Origin of the sequence: Bradyrhizobium sp. SZCCHNPS1003 (assembly GCF_032381555.1) — a bacterium.
Classification (GTDB): Bacteria; Pseudomonadota; Alphaproteobacteria; order Rhizobiales; family Xanthobacteraceae; genus Bradyrhizobium.
The window spans coordinates 1-15,590 of record NZ_JAUHIU010000025.1 but is presented as its reverse complement, the minus strand read 5'-3'; the positions used below and the strand labels follow the sequence as shown (position 1 = coordinate 15,590).

Genomic DNA, 15,590 nt, shown 5'->3' with positions numbered 1-15,590 from the left:
CGATGACCCGGCATGGAGCCGCCCTGAAGGTGGAGAATTGCGGCAAGACCTTTGCCGACGGGACCTGCGCGCTCGCGCGCGCCACGCTCGACATCGCGCAGAGCGAGACGCTGGTGCTGCTTGGGCCGTCCGGCTGCGGCAAGACCACGCTGCTGCGGATCGTGGCCGGGCTCGAAACACCCGATGCGGGCGGGCGCGTGCTTTTCGACGGCAAGGATCTGACGAGGCAGCCGATCGAGAAACGCAATGTCGGCATGGTGTTTCAGTCCTACGCGCTGTTCCCCAACATGACCGTCGCTGACAATATCGGCTACGGGCTCAAGATCCACGGCGTGCCCAAGCCGGAGCGCGCCGCGCGGGTCGCCGAGCTGGTCGCGCTGACCAACCTCGCCGGCCTCGAAGATCGGCGCATCGATCAGCTCTCGGGCGGTCAGCGCCAGCGCGTCGCGCTCGCGCGCGCGGTCGCCATCCGGCCGAGCGTGCTGCTGCTCGACGAGCCGCTCACAGCCTTGGACGCAGCGCTCCGCGAACGGTTGCGCGACGAGCTCAACGGCCTGTTGCGTACGCTCGGAATCACGGCAATCTACGTCACGCATGACCAGGCCGAAGCCATGGAGCTCGGGGACCGCATCGTGGTCATGCGCAAGGGCGCCATCGCCCAGGTCGGGACGCCGCGCGAGATCTATTTCACGCCAGCCGACCGCTTCGTCGCGGAGTTCGTCGGCGCGGCCAACATAATCGAGGCGCCGATCGACGGCGCTCACCTCGTCTTGCCCGGAGGGAGACAGCGGATCGCAGAGGCTGGCTCGGGCAGCAGGGCGATGGCGATGGTTCGGCCGGAAACGATCGGGATCGTCGACGCGGCGGCATCGTGCCTGACCGGCCTCGTCGACAGTGTTCGCTTCGCCGGTGATCGCCAGCGGATCGTCGTCCGCGACGCCGCCGCCGTTCCACTGACGGTGGACGCACCGAATACGATCAGGGTCAGCGCGGGTGAGCGGATCGGCCTGTCGATTGAGCCGAGCGCCATTCGTCTGCTGCCGGAGCAAGGTGGATCAGCATGAGCACGCGTCCTGTCACCATCGCCCAGATATCCGACCTGCACATCAAGGCGCCCGGCCGGCTCGCCTACCGCCGCGTCGATACGGCGCGCGCGCTGGCCCGTTGCATCACGGAGCTCAACCGGTTCGAGCCGAAGCTCGATCTGGTGGTGATCTCGGGCGATCTCGTCGATACGCCGTCGTCGGCCGAATACGATCATCTCAAGGATCTTCTCGCCGAGCTCGAAACTCCATTCGTCGCCGTGCCCGGCAATCACGATTCACGCGAGCTGATGCGCGCGGCGTTTCCGGACGCTCTGCATGGTCAACCCACCAGTCCGCTGAACCGGTGCGTGGCGTTGACCGATCTCGATCTGCTTCTGCTCGATTCCAGCGTGCCCGGCCATCCGCATGGCGAGCTCGATGAAGCGAGTCTGCAATGGCTCGACGCCGCGCTGTCCGGATCCAGCGAAAGGCCGGCCCTGTTGTTTCTGCACCACCCGCCGTTCGCCACTGGCATCTGGCACATGGACCGGCAGAACCTGCGCAACGCCGACGATCTCGCGGCCGTCCTCACGCGCCATCCGCGGGTGCAACTGATCGGGTGCGGTCACGTTCATCGCGCGACGCTGACCCGGTTTGCGGGCATCCCCTGCACGATCTGCCCGGCACCGAACCATGCCGTCGCGCTCGACCTGGCCGAGCTTCGCCCGCCATCCTTCCAGATCGAGCCACCGGCCTTTCACCTTCATGCCTGGTTTCCAGGACCGGGATTCGGAACGGTCGTCACGCATCAGGTGCCCATCGGGGATTTCGACGGGCCGCATCCGTTCTTCAATCAAGACGGCACGCTCATCGACTGAGCGCGCAAGGACGCGACAAAGCCATGGACGTCTGGTCTAGCTCTCGACCTCGAAGGTCACGCGCTCCGCGGCGAAGCGCGAGCGCTTGCTGACGAGCGGCGTCGCATCGGCATCGATGTCGGTGCTGTCGACCACCAGCACCGGGCGCCCAATCGCGAGGTCGAGCCGTGCGGCGTCGCTCGCGTCGGCGATGGCTGCCGTGATCCTGGTCGTGCCGCGGCGATAGTCGCGAATGCCGTAATGCGCGAGCAGCGCCGTCATCGAGCGGACCGACGCGAAGATGTGACCGGCCTCGGGAAATCGCTCGGACGACAGCCAGGACGTGCTGACGCAGATGGGGGTCTTGTCGGCAAGACGCAGTGCATCGATTCGGACCAGCGGAGCACCCGTCTTCAATCGCAGCTCGCGCGCGAGTTCGCGCGTTGCGGGCTCTTCGGACGCTGCGATCAACTGCCCACGAGGCTCACGCCCGCCGGCGCCCACGATCTCGGAGAACCTGGTTCGCGATCTCAGGGGATATGACAGACGAGGCGCTTCGACATAGGTGCCGCTGCCGCGCTCGGCGCGCACGAGGCCGCGCTCCGCCAAGGTCGCGAGCGCGCGACGCACCGTATGACGGTTGACGCGGTAGGTTTCGGCGATCTCGGTCTCGCCGGGCAGGCGCGTGCCGGCGGCGAAGCGGCCGTCGGCGATGTCGCGCTCGATGCCGTCGGCCACCCGCCGCCACAGCGCCACGCCCGAATCGGCGCCCAGCATGCTCATCGCGGCTCCCCGCTGTCCGGCCTCGAAATCACGTCCATGTCATCAAACAGTCATGGCGCTTCGTTACGAAGTTGTCTATTAACATAGACAACTTCGTAACGGCAAGATCGGGATGAAGATGGGCGGCGAGATGGCGATGCAGGACCGGCGCAGGGCGGCGATGCGGGTATTGGCGCATGCCTCGCATGTGGACATCCGCGCCAGGCTCGATAGCCTCGCGCTGCCTAAGCATCGCGACCTGCGCCCGGCGGAGAATGGCCTCGTGATGCTGCGGGGCCGGATCGGCGGTGATGGTGCGCCCTTCAATGTCGGCGAGGCGACGGTGTCGCGCGCCGCGGTACGGCTGGAGAGCGGCGAGGTCGGGTTCGGCTATGTGCTGGGACGCGACGCCGCCAAGGCGCGTTTGATGGCGCTGTGTGACGCGATGATCCAGTCATCAAGCCACACGCGATCGATCGAAACGCAGGTGGTTGCGCCGCTGCAGGCGCAGATGCGCACTTCGCGCGAGCACCGCGCAGAGGAGGCTGCGGCCACGCGTGTCGATTTCTATACGATGGTGCGAGGAGAAGGCTGATGGCTGCCGCCGCTTCCGATCTGCAGCCTGGTTTCGCCGACAATGTCCTGTCCGCGCAATCGACCTTCCGTACCGTCATGGAGGCCATGGCGCGTCCGGGAAATGTGCGAGAGGTCGAGGTCAATGTCGGCCAGCCCTCGTCCTTGATGCCTGGTGCCGCCGCGATCGCGTTGACTCTGTTCGATCACGATACGCCGATCTGGCTCGATGCGCCGCTCGCCGGCACGCCTGAGGTCGGCGCCTGGCTCAAGTTTCACACCGGGGCGCCGATCGTCGCCGATGCCGCGCTCGCCAGTTTTGCGCTGGTCGCGGAGCCGCAAGCGCTGCCTGATCTGAATTCATTCGCGCTCGGCAGTGCTGAATACCCTGATCGCTCGACGACGCTGATCCTGCAGGTGCCGAGCTTGTCCGGAGGGCCGGTGTTCAAGCTGCGCGGTCCAGGCATCGACGGGACGACATCGTTCCGCGCAACGGTGGCACCCGCCGACCTGTTCGAGCGGCTGTCGATCAATGAGAAGCTGTTTCCGCGTGGTGTCGATGTGGTGCTGGTCGATGGCTCGTCCATCGTCGCCATCCCGCGAACGACCCGACTCGTTTCCGCAGGAGAGTGAGGCATGTATGTTGCCGTCAAGGGTGGCGAACGCGCCATCGAGAACGCGCACCGGCTGCTGGCGCATGAACGCCGGGGTGATCGCGATGTGCCCGAGCTGTCGCTGGCGCAGATCTCCGAGCAGTTGGGGCTTGCCGTCGATCGCGTGATGAGCGAAGGCTCGCTGTACGACCGCGAGCTCGCGGCGCTCGCAATCAAGCAGGCACGGGGTGATCTGATCGAGGCGATCTTCCTGGTGCGTGCCTTCCGCGCGACCCTGCCGCGCTTCGGTGCGACCGGGCCGGTCGACACCGGCGCGATGCGGGTGCAGCGGCGCGTCTCGTCGACCTTCAAGGACATTCCTGGCGGCCAGGTGCTCGGGCCGACCTTCGACTATACGCATCGGCTGCTCGATCCGCAGTTGGCGGCAGGCGCCGAGCCGGAGCCGCCGGCCCGTGCCGAGGCGCCGAATGCGCCGACGCCACGTGTCACCGACATTCTCGGCCAGGACGGCTTGATCGAGCCGTCGCCGCAAGCCGAGGTTGGCGCGCCGGTCGGCGATCTCACCCGCGATCCTCTGAGCTTTCCCGCCGATCGTGATCTGCGGTTGCAGAATCTCGCACGCGGTGATGAGGGATTTCTGCTCGCGCTCGGCTACTCGACCCAGCGCGGCTATGGCCGCAACCATCCCTTCGCCGGCGAGATCCGCTTCGGCGAAGTCGAGGTCGAGTTCTTGGCCGAGGAGATCGGCTTTGCGGTGCCGCTCGGATCGGTCGAGCTGACCGAATGCCAGATGGTGAACCAGTTCAAGGGGTCGGCCACCGAGCCGCCGTGCTTTACGCGCGGTTACGGTCTCGCCTTCGGGCAGAGCGAGCGCAAGACGATGTCGATGGCGTTGGTCGACCGCGCCCTGCGCGCGCGTGAGCTGGGTGAGGATGTGATTGCGCCGGCGCAGGATGAGGAGTTCGTGATGTCGCACTCCGACAATGTGCAGGCGACCGGGTTCGTCGAGCATCTGAAGCTGCCGCACTATGTCGACTTCCAGTCCGAGCTCGGCCTGCTGCGCAAGCTGCGCCAGGAGTTCGCCGAGGCCAATGCCGCTCCTGAATTGAAGGAAGCTGCGGAATGAGCGCGCCGACGTACAACTTTGCTTATCTCGACGAGCAGACCAAGCGGATGATCCGCCGCGCAATCCTGAAGGCGATCGCGATTCCCGGCTATCAGGTGCCGTTCGCGAGCCGCGAGATGCCGATGCCCTATGGCTGGGGCACCGGCGGCGTGCAGGTCACCGCCGCCATTCTCGGTCCCGACGACGTGCTCAAGGTCATCGATCAGGGATCGGACGATACGACAAATGCGATCTCGATTCGCAAGTTCTTCGCCAAGACCGCGGGCGTCGCGACCACGACGTCGACGGAAGAGGCGAGCGTGATCCAGACCCGTCACCGAATTCCCGAGGCGCCGCTTCACGAGGGGCAGGTGCTGGTCTATCAGGTGCCGATCCCGGAGCCGCTGCGCTTTCTCGAGCCGCGCGAGACCGAGACCCGCCGCATGCATGCGCTGGCCGAATATGGCCTGATGCACGTGAAGCTCTATGAGGACATCGCACGCTTCGGTCACATCGCGACGTCCTACGCCTATCCGGTCAAGGTCAATGCGCGCTACGTGATGGATCCGTCGCCGACGCCGAAGTTCGACAATCCCAAGATGGACAATTGCCCGGCGCTGCAATTGTTCGGCGCGGGACGCGAGAAGCGAATCTACGCCATTCCGCCCTATACGCCGGTCGTCTCGCTGGACTTCGAGGACCATCCGTTTACGCGCTACAAGTTCGACGCGCCCTGCGCGCTGTGCGGCGCGGAGGATTCCTATCTGGACGAGATCGTGACCGACGACAAGGGCAGCCGCATGTTCGTCTGCTCCGACACCGACTACTGCGAGGGCCGCCAGGCGTCCGGACATCGTGGCGCGCAGAGCGCCGCCCCGCACAGGGAGAGCGCCCATGGCTGAGATGATCAGAGCCTCCGATCAGCCGCTGCTCGTCGCCGAAGGGCTTGCAAAGAGCTATGGCCGGTTGGCGGCATGCCGCGATGTCTCGTTCGTGCTCTATCCCGGCGAGGTGCTCGCCATTGTCGGCGAGTCCGGCTCGGGCAAATCGACGCTTCTGCAGATGTTGTCGGCGCAACTGGCGCCGACGGCTGGCCGCGTGTCCTATCGGATGCGTGACGGGGTGCTGCGCGATCTTGCCGGGCTCGGCGAGGCCGAACGCCGTTTTCTGTTCCGCACCGATTGGGGCTATGTCCATCAGGACCCGGCGCAAGGCCTGCGCATGGCGGTTTCGGCGGGCGCCAATGTCGGCGAGCGGCTGATGGCGGTCGGCTGGAATAACTATGGCCGGATCAGGCAGACCGCCTCGTCATGGCTCGCGCGCGTGGAGATCGACGTCGCCCGCATCGACGATGCGCCGCGGACCTATTCCGGTGGCATGCGGCAGCGGCTGCAGATCGCGCGCAATCTCGTGACCGAGCCCAGGCTCGTGTTCATGGATGAGCCGACCGGAGGACTCGACGTATCCGTGCAGGCGCGCCTGCTCGATCTGATGCGCAGCCTCGTCAACGAGCTTGGGCTCGCTGCCATCGTCGTGACCCACGATCTGGCCGTGGCGCGGTTGCTGTCTCATCGTGTGATGGTCATGAAGGAGGGGCGGGTGATCGAGACCGGTCTCACCGACCAGGTGCTCGATGATCCGCGCGAGCCTTACACACAGCTCCTCGTGTCCTCGATCCTGCCGCCATGATGCAATTGGGCCCAATGCGATGACCGTGATGATCGATGTCGAGAATGCAGAGAAGACCTTCACCATGCATCTGCAGGGCGGCATATCGCTGCCCGTGGTGCGCGGCGTGTCGTTCCAGGTCAAGGCCGGCGAATGCGTCGTGTTGTCGGGACCGTCGGGCGCGGGCAAGTCGTCGATCCTGAAGATGATCTTCGGCAATTACCGTTGCGATGGCGGCCGCATCGGCGTCCGGCACCTCGGCGAGATGACCAATCTCGCCGGCGCCGAGCCGCGCCTGGTCCTGAATGCGAGGCGGCAGACCATCGGCTATGTCAGCCAATTCCTGCGCGCGGTGCCGCGCGTCCCTGCACTCGATGTCGTTGCCGAACCGCTGTTCGCGGCCGGCCTGCCGCGCGACGATGCGCGGGTGCGGGCAGGTGGGCTGCTGCGACGGCTGAACATTCCCGAGCGGCTGTGGTCGCTGCCGCCATCGACCTTCTCGGGCGGCGAGCAGCAGCGGGTCAACATCGCGCGCGGCTTCATCTCCGAAGTTCCGGTGCTGTTGCTCGACGAGCCGACCGCGTCGCTCGATGCGGCGAACCGCGCGGTCGTGGTCGACCTGATCGCAGCGAAGAAGAAGGACGGAGTGGCGATGCTCGCGATCGTGCATGACGACGAGATCCGCGCCCAGATTGCGGATCGCATGGTCGACGTCATGACATTCGCCGCGGCGGCGTAAAGGGACAAATTGCAGATGAGCGCGAACATGTCCGATCTCGTGATAGGAAATGCCAGGCTGGTCCTCGCCGACCGCGTCGTCGAGCAGGGCTGGGTGGCGATCGCGGGAGGCCGGATCGCCGAACTGGGCGAGGGGGCAGCGCCGGTTGGCAGCCTGGATGCCGGCGGCGACCTGTTGATGCCCGGCCTGGTCGAACTGCACACTGATCACCTCGAAGCGCATTTCGTGCCGCGCCCGAAGGTCTACTGGGATCCCGTTGCTGCCGTCATTTCCTATGACGGGCAGCTTGCGACCGCGGGCATCACGACGGTGCTGGATTCGCTGCGGGTGTGGAGCGAAGAGGGCGCCGAGGGCGTCGACGGCCAGGCCAATGTGCTCGCGGATGCGATCGCGACGGCGCGCGACGGCGGGTTGCTGCGGTCCGATCACTTTCTGCATCTGCGCTGCGAGGTGCCGATGCCGACCGTGGTCGAGGAGGCGCGGCAGCTGGCCGGGCGCCCGGATGTGCGGCTGATGTCGCTGATGGATCATACGCCCGGGCAGCGCCAGTTTCGCGACGAAGGCAAGCTGCGCGACTACTATCGCGGCAAGAGCGGCGGCAAGACCGATGCAGAGCTCGACGTGATGTTCGCGCGGCGATTCGCCTATCAGCAGGCCTATGCGGCGCCGAACATGCGCGACATCGTTGCGCTGGCGAAGACCCATGACGTACCCCTGGCCAGTCATGACGACACCACTGAGGAGAACGTCGCGGACGCGATCAAGGACGGCATCGCAGTCGCGGAGTTTCCAACCACGATGGAAGCCGCGCGGGGCCTTCACCAGGCGGGCATCAGCATTCTGATGGGCGCTCCCAACGTCGTGCGCGGCGGGTCTCACTCCGGCAACATCGCCGCCGTGGACCTCGCGCGCGAGGGCCTGCTCGACATTCTGTCGTCGGACTACGTACCGTCGAGCCTGCTGATGGGCGCGCTGCAATTGCCGCAGCGGGTGCCCTCCATCGATCTTGCCGCAGCCGTCCGCACCGTCACCAAGGCGCCCGCCGATGCCGTCGGCCTGCATGATCGCGGTGAGATCGCCGCAGGCAAGCGTGCGGACTTGATCCGTGTTCATGTCGCGGGACAGTTGTCGGTCGTGCGCAGCGTCTGGCGGGAAGGGCAGCGGGTGGCATGAGCGGAACCGAGGTTGCATCGGCGAAGACATCCGAGAAGCTCGGTCCCGGCCGCCTGATCCTGGTGGTCGGGCCGAGCGGCGCGGGCAAGGACACCTTGCTCAACGTGGCGCGCCGCGAATGCGCCGACGATGACCAGGTCGTTTTTCCGCGGCGGATCGTCACGCGCGAGGCCTCGGCCTTCGAGGACAATCTCGAGATGAGCGCGTCCGCTTTTCGTGAGGCGCTCAGCGCCGGTGAGTTCGCGCTGCATTGGGAGGCCCACGGACATGACTACGGCGTGCCGCGCGCGATCAAGGATGACATCCTGGCCGGCCGCACCGTGGTCGTGAACGTCTCGCGAACGATCATTCCCGCCGCGCGCCGGGACTATGCCGACGTCATCGTCGTTGCCATCACCGCGCCTGCGGATGTTCTCGCCGAACGGCTCGGCAAGCGGCACCGTCCGAGTGACGGCGATATCGGTGAGCGTCTTCACCGGGCGGTGAGCGAAGACGCCGTGGCGGACATAACGATCGTCAATGTTGGCGATCCCGAGCCGCACGGTCGCAGGCTTGCGGAAATCATCAAGCGACCGATCGACGCAGAACCGATCGGATCCGAGGGAGGAGGCGGCCATGTCGATCATCACCACGATTGAGCAGCTCGAGGCGATCTATGGCGAGACGGGGCTGGCATCGACGGCGAAGGTGGCTGATCGCGTGACGCCGCACTACCGGATCATGATCGAGAAGTCGCCGTTCGTGGCGCTGGCGACGTGTGGTCCCGAAGGTCTCGACTGTTCGCCGCGCGGCGATCTTCCCGGCTTCATCCGCATCCATGACGACAAGACGCTGATGATGCCGGATCGCCGCGGCAATAATCGCGTGGATTCCTTGCGCAACGTCGTGCGCGATCCGCGGATCGCGCTGCTGTTCCTGATTCCGGGATCGGGCAATACGCTGCGTGTGAACGGGCATGGTCACCTGTCGACCGCTCCCGATCTGTTGGAGTCGTTCCGGATGGAAGGCAAGCTGCCGCGCTCCGTCCTGGTCATGACGGTGGAAGAGATCTACTTCCAATGCGCCCGCGCGATCGTTCGTGCCGATCTCTGGAACCCGGACAAGCGCGTCGACCCGCAGCAACTGCCGACGCCGGGACAGATTCTTGCGGCGATGACGGCCAACGATATCGACGGCGCGGCGTACGATCGCGAGTGGCCCGAGCGCGCGCGGAAATCCTTGTGGTGAATTCGGCGCGCGGCTCTTCAAAAAGGGAAGGCCGGGCTCCGAAAGATCAGGCTGCGACGTCGAGCAGGCGTGAGGATCCTCTGATGAGAACCTTGCGCCCGGCGACGGTGAGCGTCGCGGCGCCATTGTCGATTGCGACGAGTCCAAATGCAGTGAGCTCGTCGACAATCACGCCGTTCAGCCTGCGGCGTTCACGCGCGGGAATGCGAAGCGCCTTCAGCGTCTCCCATTGGTCCGGCGTGAGCTCGTGTTCGATTTCCGCGTTCATGCTGCCTCGAATGTTGACGTCCCGCACTCGTCTTAGAAAGTCCGCGTGACGAAGATGCGACCTTCATGCATCCGTACTGATACGGTTCACGTCATTACGCTCGAACCCGCCGGCGATTAATTCAAATTTGAATGATCGCGAATGTGGTGCTGCATTGCAGCTCGCCGTGTTGGTAGCGGTGAACGATCGTCCGGCGTTAACAGATAATTAAGGTGTGTGGGCGGCGCACAACGGTAACGCCGCTGTCACATCGGTGTGTCAAACGGCGCCATCGTCCTGCTCGAATCGGCCGGCGCATGTTTGAAACGAAACACGTTGAATGGCTGACCTGACCGACGTTTCGCCGCTGCAGTCGAACCGCAGAATCTGGTTGCGCAGCCTGGGCGGACTGGCCCTGAGCCTCTCGATTGCGGCTGTGGCCGTGTATGTCCTGGCACGCGCCGTCAAGAAGCTCGACTTCGCTCATGTTCTGTCGATCGTCGAGGCCACGGACCTTCATCTGATCGCGATGGCGCTGGCGTTCATCGTCCTCTCCTACGCCAGCCTCACGCTCTACGACCTGTTCGCGTTGCGGACGATTGGCCGGCGGGACATTCCCTATCGCGCGGCCGCGCTCGGCAGCTTCACGAGCTACCCGATTGCGCACGGCATCGGCGCGGTCGCGTTGATCTCACCGCTGGTTCGATATCGGATCTACGCACCGTACCGGCTCGGTGCGATCGACATCGCCAATATCAGCTTCCTCACCGGACTGACCTTCTGGCTCGGAAATCTCACCGCGCTCGGCCTGAGCTTGATGATTGATCCGGACGCCTTCGGATGGGTGGAGTATTGGCCGCCGGCGCTCAACGGTCTCGTTGCCGCGGCACTGCTTTGCGCCGTTGCCGCGTTCGTCGTGTGGAGCTGGCCCGGGCGGCGAAGTGCGCGCTGGCCCGTTCGACTGCCATCCGGGCCCGCTGTGCTGCTGCAGATCGTGGTCGGGCTGTTTGAGCTCGGCGCCGCGGCGCTGGCAATGTACGTCCTCATGCCGGCGGAACTCGGCATCGATCTCGCGCGGTTGATGGCGGTCTTCATTGCCGCGACCTTGCTTGGATTTGCCAGCCATGCCCCGGCCGGCATCGGCCTGTTCGATGCAACGATCCTGCTGGGCCTGGGCGGCGATCAGGAGCGGCTGCTCGCGGCGCTGCTGATCTTCCGTGCGCTCTATCACCTGCTGCCGTTCGTGCTCGCCCTCGCCGTGTTCGGCAGCGTGGAGCTGTCGCGATCCTGCCGGAGGTCGTCGCCCGTGTCAGACCGGCGAGTTCAGCTTCAGCCCGATCATGCCGGTGATGATCAGCGTGAGGCAGAACAGCCGCGTCGGATCCGCCGGCTCGCTGTAGAGGATCATGCCGGCGAGGATGCTCCCGGCCGCGCCGATCCCGGTCCATACGGCATAGGCGGTGCCAAACGGCAGTGAGCGCAGCGCGAGCGACATCATCGCGAAGCTGAGCAGAATGGCGATCACGGTGGCGACGCTGGGCCAGAAGCGCGTCAAGCCGTCTGAATGCTTCAGGCCGAGCGCCCAGATGATCTCGAGAGCTCCAGCCGCGAACAGAGCAAGCCAGCCGTTCATGAGGGCCGCGCGCCCAACGGCGTAACATCGTCCACCGATCCGAGGCCGGCGTCGCGAAGCCGTGGATCGCCTGCATCCAGCAGTCCGGCCATTTCGTCATCTCCGCGCCGGTCGAACCTGCCGTCCATCTGCATGGTTTGCGCGACGCGCATATGACAGCTGCGAGCGCCACGCAGTCATCGGCGTGCGTCGGGTCTATCTCTCCTCCATCATCGTGAATACGAATCCCGTCAGCGTCGCGCCGACAGCAAAGGACAGCGTCAACACACCGACGAAGATCACGAACGTCACGTGCGGATCGAGACTATGGGCGATCAGGGTCGAGATGCCGAACGCATCCAGTTGGGTCAGCGCGAAGGCGAAGCCGAGCCCCATGGCGATGCCCATGAAGGTGTGGCAGGCCAACTCGATCAGGATGGCCAGATAGATCGCTGCGCTGCGTCGTTTGGGCGGCATGGGGCTCGGACTCCACGCTATGGCCCATGAACGCTGGAACGGCGAACGTTGTTCCTGTGCCGGCTGGCAAAGCCGATTGCCAAACCGAGCCGACAGCGGCTACGGATGACCGAGGTTCGGCCGCGGAAGAACAAGGGCTCGAACGGCCCGCAAGGGTGCCGGCGCGGCCGGGCGGCGCGGCGTCGCGCAATCCGACAGGGAGGATGACAACCCATGACGAACGCCATTCGTTTCCACAAGACCGGCGGTCCCGAGGTCCTCGCTTGGGAGCAGATCGAGGTCGGCAAGCCCGGCCCCGGCGAGGCGCGCATCCGCCATACGGCGGTCGGGCTCAACTTCATCGACATCTACAATCGCTCCGGGCTCTATCCGGTCCAGCTTCCGAGCGGACTGGGCAGCGAGGGCGCCGGTGTGATCGAGGAGCTGGGCGAAGGGGTGACGGACCTGAAGGTGGGCGACCGCGTCGCCTACGGCTCGTCGCCGCTCGGCGCCTATTCAGAGGCGCGGCTGATGCCGGCCGCGCTGCTGCTGAAGCTGCCCGATGACATCGATGACAAGACCGCCGCGGCGATGATGCTCAAGGGCCTGACCGCCCAGTACCTGATCCGGCAGACCTACCGCGTCAAGGCGGGCGAGACCATCCTGCTGCATGCCGCTGCCGGCGGCGTCGGCCTCATCCTCAGCCAGTGGGCCAAGCACCTCGGTGCCACCGTCATCGGCACGGTATCCAGCGACGACAAGGCGCAACTGGCCAGGGCGCATGGCTGCGAGCATACCATCATCTATACGCGCGAGGACTTCGTCGCGCGCGTCGGCGAGATCACCGGCGGCAAGAAGGTGCCTGTCGTCTATGACTCCGTCGGCAAGGACACGTTCCTGAAGTCGCTCGATTGCCTCGCGCCCCTCGGCTACGCCGTGCTGTTCGGCCAGTCCTCGGGCGCCGTCGATCCGCTCAATCTCGGGCTGCTCGCGCAAAAGGGCTCGCTGTTCGTGACCCGGCCGACGCTGTTCACCTACGCGGCCAAGCGTGAAAGCCTGGTCGCGATGGCCAACGAATTGTTCGACGTGGTCAAGTCGGGCGCGGTGAAGATCGAGGTCAATCAGACCTATCCGCTCAAGGACGCGGCTCGGGCACACGCCGATCTCGCGGCGCGCAAAACGACCGGCTCGACCGTCTTTCTGGTTTGACTTGGTTTGAGGCATCCGTCCGAGGTGAGCCTGTTGCAGACGCAGGCTCACCCGTTTCGTCGGCGCGGCGTGCGACACGGGCCGGCGCAGTCCGGTCAAACCCGCTCGTGCTTGCGCAGGTCGCGGAGGTGATCGGACCGGGCGGCCTGCAGGTCGGCGTCCCGCCCATCGATCTCGGGCAGGGCGGCTTCGGACATGATATCGGCCGTGACGTCCGCAACCGACCGGTCGACGATCTCGTGGATGAAGCTGACGTTCGAGTATTCCCCCGACGCGATACGCGCAACGACGTCGCGCCGGGTCATTTCAGGATCGACCACGGCCTCGCGTCCGCGTCGGCCGTAGTCGATCATCACGACGAAATACTGCATGGAGCGCCAGTTCGCCTTCGGCTGACTGTGATGCTCCATTATTTCTTTAAATCAGAATTTTGTCAAGGCTGATTCGGTCCACCCTCGCCTCAGCCGACTCCATCCTCCGCCTGCGCGGCCGTGACCACACCGGCATCAGCACAGAGATAGTCCAGGCGATGTGACATGGTGTGCGGAAGCATGTTCCTGCACGCCATGAGGACCGCGTCATCGCCCATCACTGCACGTTGAACGTCGCGCCGGGACATTCGGTGGTCACGCTGATCGGGATCCCCTGCGCCGCCGCCGCTGTCGGCTTCGGCTTCGCAACCACCTTCCAGCGGCCGGGCTTGTTCAGCCAATATCTGTGCCTCGATGTCGCAATGCGGCGCTCGGTATAGGTCGTGCCCTTCCAGATCAAAGGGCCCTTCGGCTTCGGTGCCGCGACCTCATGCCACGGTCCGAACTCGCCGAAGTCCATGAACCACAGATGCCATTCGAGCTTCTGATATTCATGATGGGACGCGACCACCTCGACGATGGGGCGGCCGTTCAGCCACGACACCTCGTCCTCGAGTGGCTTGATCTGCTGGCAACGGGTATGCAACGGCTCCTGAACGCGAAGCAGATCGTCTCGCTGGCTTTGCGTGAGCATCGCCGAGGTGACGGGCAGTCCCACGTTCGGATCATAGGCCGGATATGAGCAGATCGGCACCGTCGGCGGCCCCTGGCCCGTCCAGGGATTGTTGCTGCAATAGACTCGCCTCGTCACCGACGAAATGCCGGTGGTCGCCGTTTCCTCCGCCTTTCCGGTTTCCCGGTCCCAGACACCGCTGAACGTTGTCTTTTGATTCGGCGGACAGGCCACTGTCTTGTGGGCCGTCCACCAGTGCGAAACCTCGAATTCATAGTACGAGTAGCGCGGTTCCGGATACAGCACGGCTCTGACGCTGGTCAGCGCGTGGTGCGCTTCGCACGCCGTCCCATAGGTATCCAGCCAGCACACGAGGTGGAAGTTTTCGTTCGGCCAGCATCCCGCACGCGCCGACGACGTGAAGCCGAATGCGGCGATCACCAAGGTAAAGGCAAGAAGATATCTCCGCATGGCGTTTCCCATGATGGCGTTTCCCCATGTCCCGCCTGTGCAGCCACAGGTTGACGATGAGTTTGCTCCGGCGCGGCGCCTGGTCCTTGATCGGGATCAATCCGCTTGCGCGACGTCCTCAACGTCGGCCGGACGTCGGCGATGACGCGACGGCGCAGCAGGTCCGGCTCGCTGGCGGGCGCGTGTATCGTCGGGGCGGGTCACCGTTTGGAGCCGAGATAGCGGAAGACCAGCCTGTCCCACCGCCGCCTCCGAATGCCGACTGCTACGTCCATAGCGATGAGCTGCGGGTCGAGGACTGATCCGGGCGCCAGGCGCGGCTAGCGGCAAGGCGTCACGCCCGTCGGGCAAATCAGGGTCGATGCGCCCGCACGATGGTCCGTTTCATGGCCTTCGATCGCCTGCAGACGACGTGTGCGGAAAACGCTTGTTTTGGGCGAGGCTTCAACGCATTGCCCCGGTCCGGCCCGCCGGGCCGAAAAATTCTTCTTTCTATTTTTCAGAATTCGTGATTGTCTACGCGCATCCCGCCTCATGGACAGGGGCGTATCGCGGTCGTCACGACACGTGGAGGCGGGGAGTGATGGGCGAGCCGGTTTGCAGCGTGGTCATTCGCGCCGACGAACAACACCGGCTCGTACGGTCAAGTCGCGTGGTCCTGATACTCCGATGCCGGTATCAAGCCTGCGCCGGCGCTGACAGCGCCGCGTGGGTGACGGTGACCAACAAGCCCGGCGCACCGGGGAGAACGCGAAGCAGCCGTGAAAACCATCGCGCAGGGAGGGCCGGATGGCGGGCTCAAGCGGTGGTCGCAACACCCAGTGTTTTCATTCGTGACAGCAGCTCGTCAAGCGCCTCTGCTGGAGTT

At 65.2% G+C, this 15,590-nt stretch carries 18 protein-coding genes; 12 read left to right on the top strand and 6 right to left on the bottom strand.

Annotated features, from left to right (window positions below; genetic code table 11):
• Positions 1–2: 2 nt before the first annotated feature.
• Both QX126_RS30285 and QX126_RS30280 read left to right on the top strand, forming a co-directional pair.
• On the top strand, positions 3–1,064 hold the full coding sequence (locus tag QX126_RS30285) for an ABC transporter ATP-binding protein (RefSeq protein WP_315785983.1): 1,062 nt from the start codon (positions 3–5) through the stop codon (positions 1,062–1,064).
• A complete protein-coding gene (locus tag QX126_RS30280) occupies positions 1,061–1,903 on the top strand; it encodes a phosphodiesterase (RefSeq protein WP_315785904.1) in 843 nt (280 codons plus the stop codon). Before QX126_RS30285 ends, QX126_RS30280 begins: the two co-directional genes overlap by 4 nt.
• 36 nt (positions 1,904–1,939) lie before the next feature.
• On the opposite strand, the gene phnF is transcribed toward QX126_RS30280, so the two are convergent.
• Positions 1,940–2,665, bottom strand: a complete 726-nt coding sequence (gene phnF / locus QX126_RS30275) for a phosphonate metabolism transcriptional regulator PhnF (RefSeq protein ID WP_315785902.1) — start codon at positions 2,663–2,665, stop codon at positions 1,940–1,942.
• Between the two features lie 118 nt (positions 2,666–2,783).
• Here phnF and phnG point away from each other — a divergent pair, with 118 nt between their 5' ends.
• Genes phnG through QX126_RS30230 form a run of 9 tightly spaced genes read left to right on the top strand, consistent with a single transcriptional unit; the run spans position 2,784 to position 9,743 of the window.
• Positions 2,784–3,239, top strand: coding sequence for a phosphonate C-P lyase system protein PhnG (gene phnG, locus QX126_RS30270; RefSeq protein WP_315785980.1), 456 nt, complete (start codon positions 2,784–2,786; stop codon positions 3,237–3,239).
• Positions 3,239–3,850, top strand: a complete 612-nt coding sequence (gene phnH / locus QX126_RS30265; protein WP_315785900.1) for a phosphonate C-P lyase system protein PhnH — start codon at positions 3,239–3,241, stop codon at positions 3,848–3,850. The genes phnG and phnH overlap by 1 nt, the downstream gene beginning before the upstream one ends.
• 3 nt (positions 3,851–3,853) lie before the next feature.
• Complete coding sequence (locus QX126_RS30260) at positions 3,854–4,957, top strand: carbon-phosphorus lyase complex subunit PhnI (protein WP_315785898.1); 1,104 nt, start codon at positions 3,854–3,856, stop codon at positions 4,955–4,957.
• Positions 4,954–5,838 (top strand): alpha-D-ribose 1-methylphosphonate 5-phosphate C-P-lyase PhnJ, encoded by an 885-nt coding sequence (locus QX126_RS30255; RefSeq protein WP_315785894.1) that lies wholly within the window; start codon positions 4,954–4,956, stop codon positions 5,836–5,838. Before QX126_RS30260 ends, QX126_RS30255 begins: the two co-directional genes overlap by 4 nt.
• On the top strand, positions 5,831–6,625 hold the full coding sequence (phnK, locus tag QX126_RS30250; RefSeq protein ID WP_315756180.1) for a phosphonate C-P lyase system protein PhnK: 795 nt from the start codon (positions 5,831–5,833) through the stop codon (positions 6,623–6,625). The genes QX126_RS30255 and phnK overlap by 8 nt, the downstream gene beginning before the upstream one ends.
• 19 nt (positions 6,626–6,644) lie before the next feature.
• On the top strand, positions 6,645–7,343 hold the full coding sequence (gene phnL / locus QX126_RS30245) for a phosphonate C-P lyase system protein PhnL (RefSeq protein WP_315785892.1): 699 nt from the start codon (positions 6,645–6,647) through the stop codon (positions 7,341–7,343).
• Positions 7,344–7,358: 15 nt separating this feature from the next.
• Complete coding sequence (locus QX126_RS30240; protein WP_315756178.1) at positions 7,359–8,516, top strand: alpha-D-ribose 1-methylphosphonate 5-triphosphate diphosphatase; 1,158 nt, start codon at positions 7,359–7,361, stop codon at positions 8,514–8,516.
• Complete coding sequence (gene phnN, locus QX126_RS30235; RefSeq protein ID WP_315785890.1) at positions 8,513–9,154, top strand: phosphonate metabolism protein/1,5-bisphosphokinase (PRPP-forming) PhnN; 642 nt, start codon at positions 8,513–8,515, stop codon at positions 9,152–9,154. The genes QX126_RS30240 and phnN overlap by 4 nt, the downstream gene beginning before the upstream one ends.
• On the top strand, positions 9,132–9,743 hold the full coding sequence (locus tag QX126_RS30230; protein ID WP_315785889.1) for a pyridoxamine 5'-phosphate oxidase family protein: 612 nt from the start codon (positions 9,132–9,134) through the stop codon (positions 9,741–9,743). The genes phnN and QX126_RS30230 overlap by 23 nt, the downstream gene beginning before the upstream one ends.
• A 46-nt stretch (positions 9,744–9,789) precedes the next feature.
• On the opposite strand, the gene QX126_RS30225 is transcribed toward QX126_RS30230, so the two are convergent.
• From QX126_RS30225 to QX126_RS30215, 3 genes are all read right to left on the bottom strand, one after another.
• Positions 9,790–10,011, bottom strand: coding sequence for a hypothetical protein (locus tag QX126_RS30225; protein ID WP_315741029.1), 222 nt, complete (start codon positions 10,009–10,011; stop codon positions 9,790–9,792).
• Positions 10,012–11,299: 1,288 nt separating this feature from the next.
• The gene (locus QX126_RS30220) at positions 11,300–11,623 is read right to left on the bottom strand and encodes a multidrug efflux SMR transporter (RefSeq protein ID WP_315741019.1); all 324 of its coding nucleotides are present in this window, start codon (positions 11,621–11,623) and stop codon (positions 11,300–11,302) included.
• A gap of 195 nt (positions 11,624–11,818) precedes the next feature.
• Positions 11,819–12,079: a hypothetical protein gene (locus tag QX126_RS30215; protein WP_315756174.1), complete on the bottom strand. Its 261-nt coding sequence runs from the start codon at positions 12,077–12,079 to the stop codon at positions 11,819–11,821.
• A gap of 213 nt (positions 12,080–12,292) precedes the next feature.
• On the opposite strand from QX126_RS30215, the gene QX126_RS30210 reads away from it, so the two are divergent.
• Positions 12,293–13,267, top strand: a complete 975-nt coding sequence (locus QX126_RS30210; protein WP_315785888.1) for a quinone oxidoreductase — start codon at positions 12,293–12,295, stop codon at positions 13,265–13,267.
• A 95-nt stretch (positions 13,268–13,362) separates the two neighbouring features.
• Here the strand turns inward: QX126_RS30210 and QX126_RS30205 are convergent, their stop codons facing one another.
• Positions 13,363–13,638, bottom strand: coding sequence for a hypothetical protein (locus QX126_RS30205; RefSeq protein WP_315713008.1), 276 nt, complete (start codon positions 13,636–13,638; stop codon positions 13,363–13,365).
• A 217-nt stretch (positions 13,639–13,855) separates the two neighbouring features.
• A complete protein-coding gene (locus QX126_RS30200; protein ID WP_315785887.1) occupies positions 13,856–14,722 on the bottom strand; it encodes a hypothetical protein in 867 nt (288 codons plus the stop codon).
• Positions 14,723–15,590 lie beyond the last annotated feature (868 nt).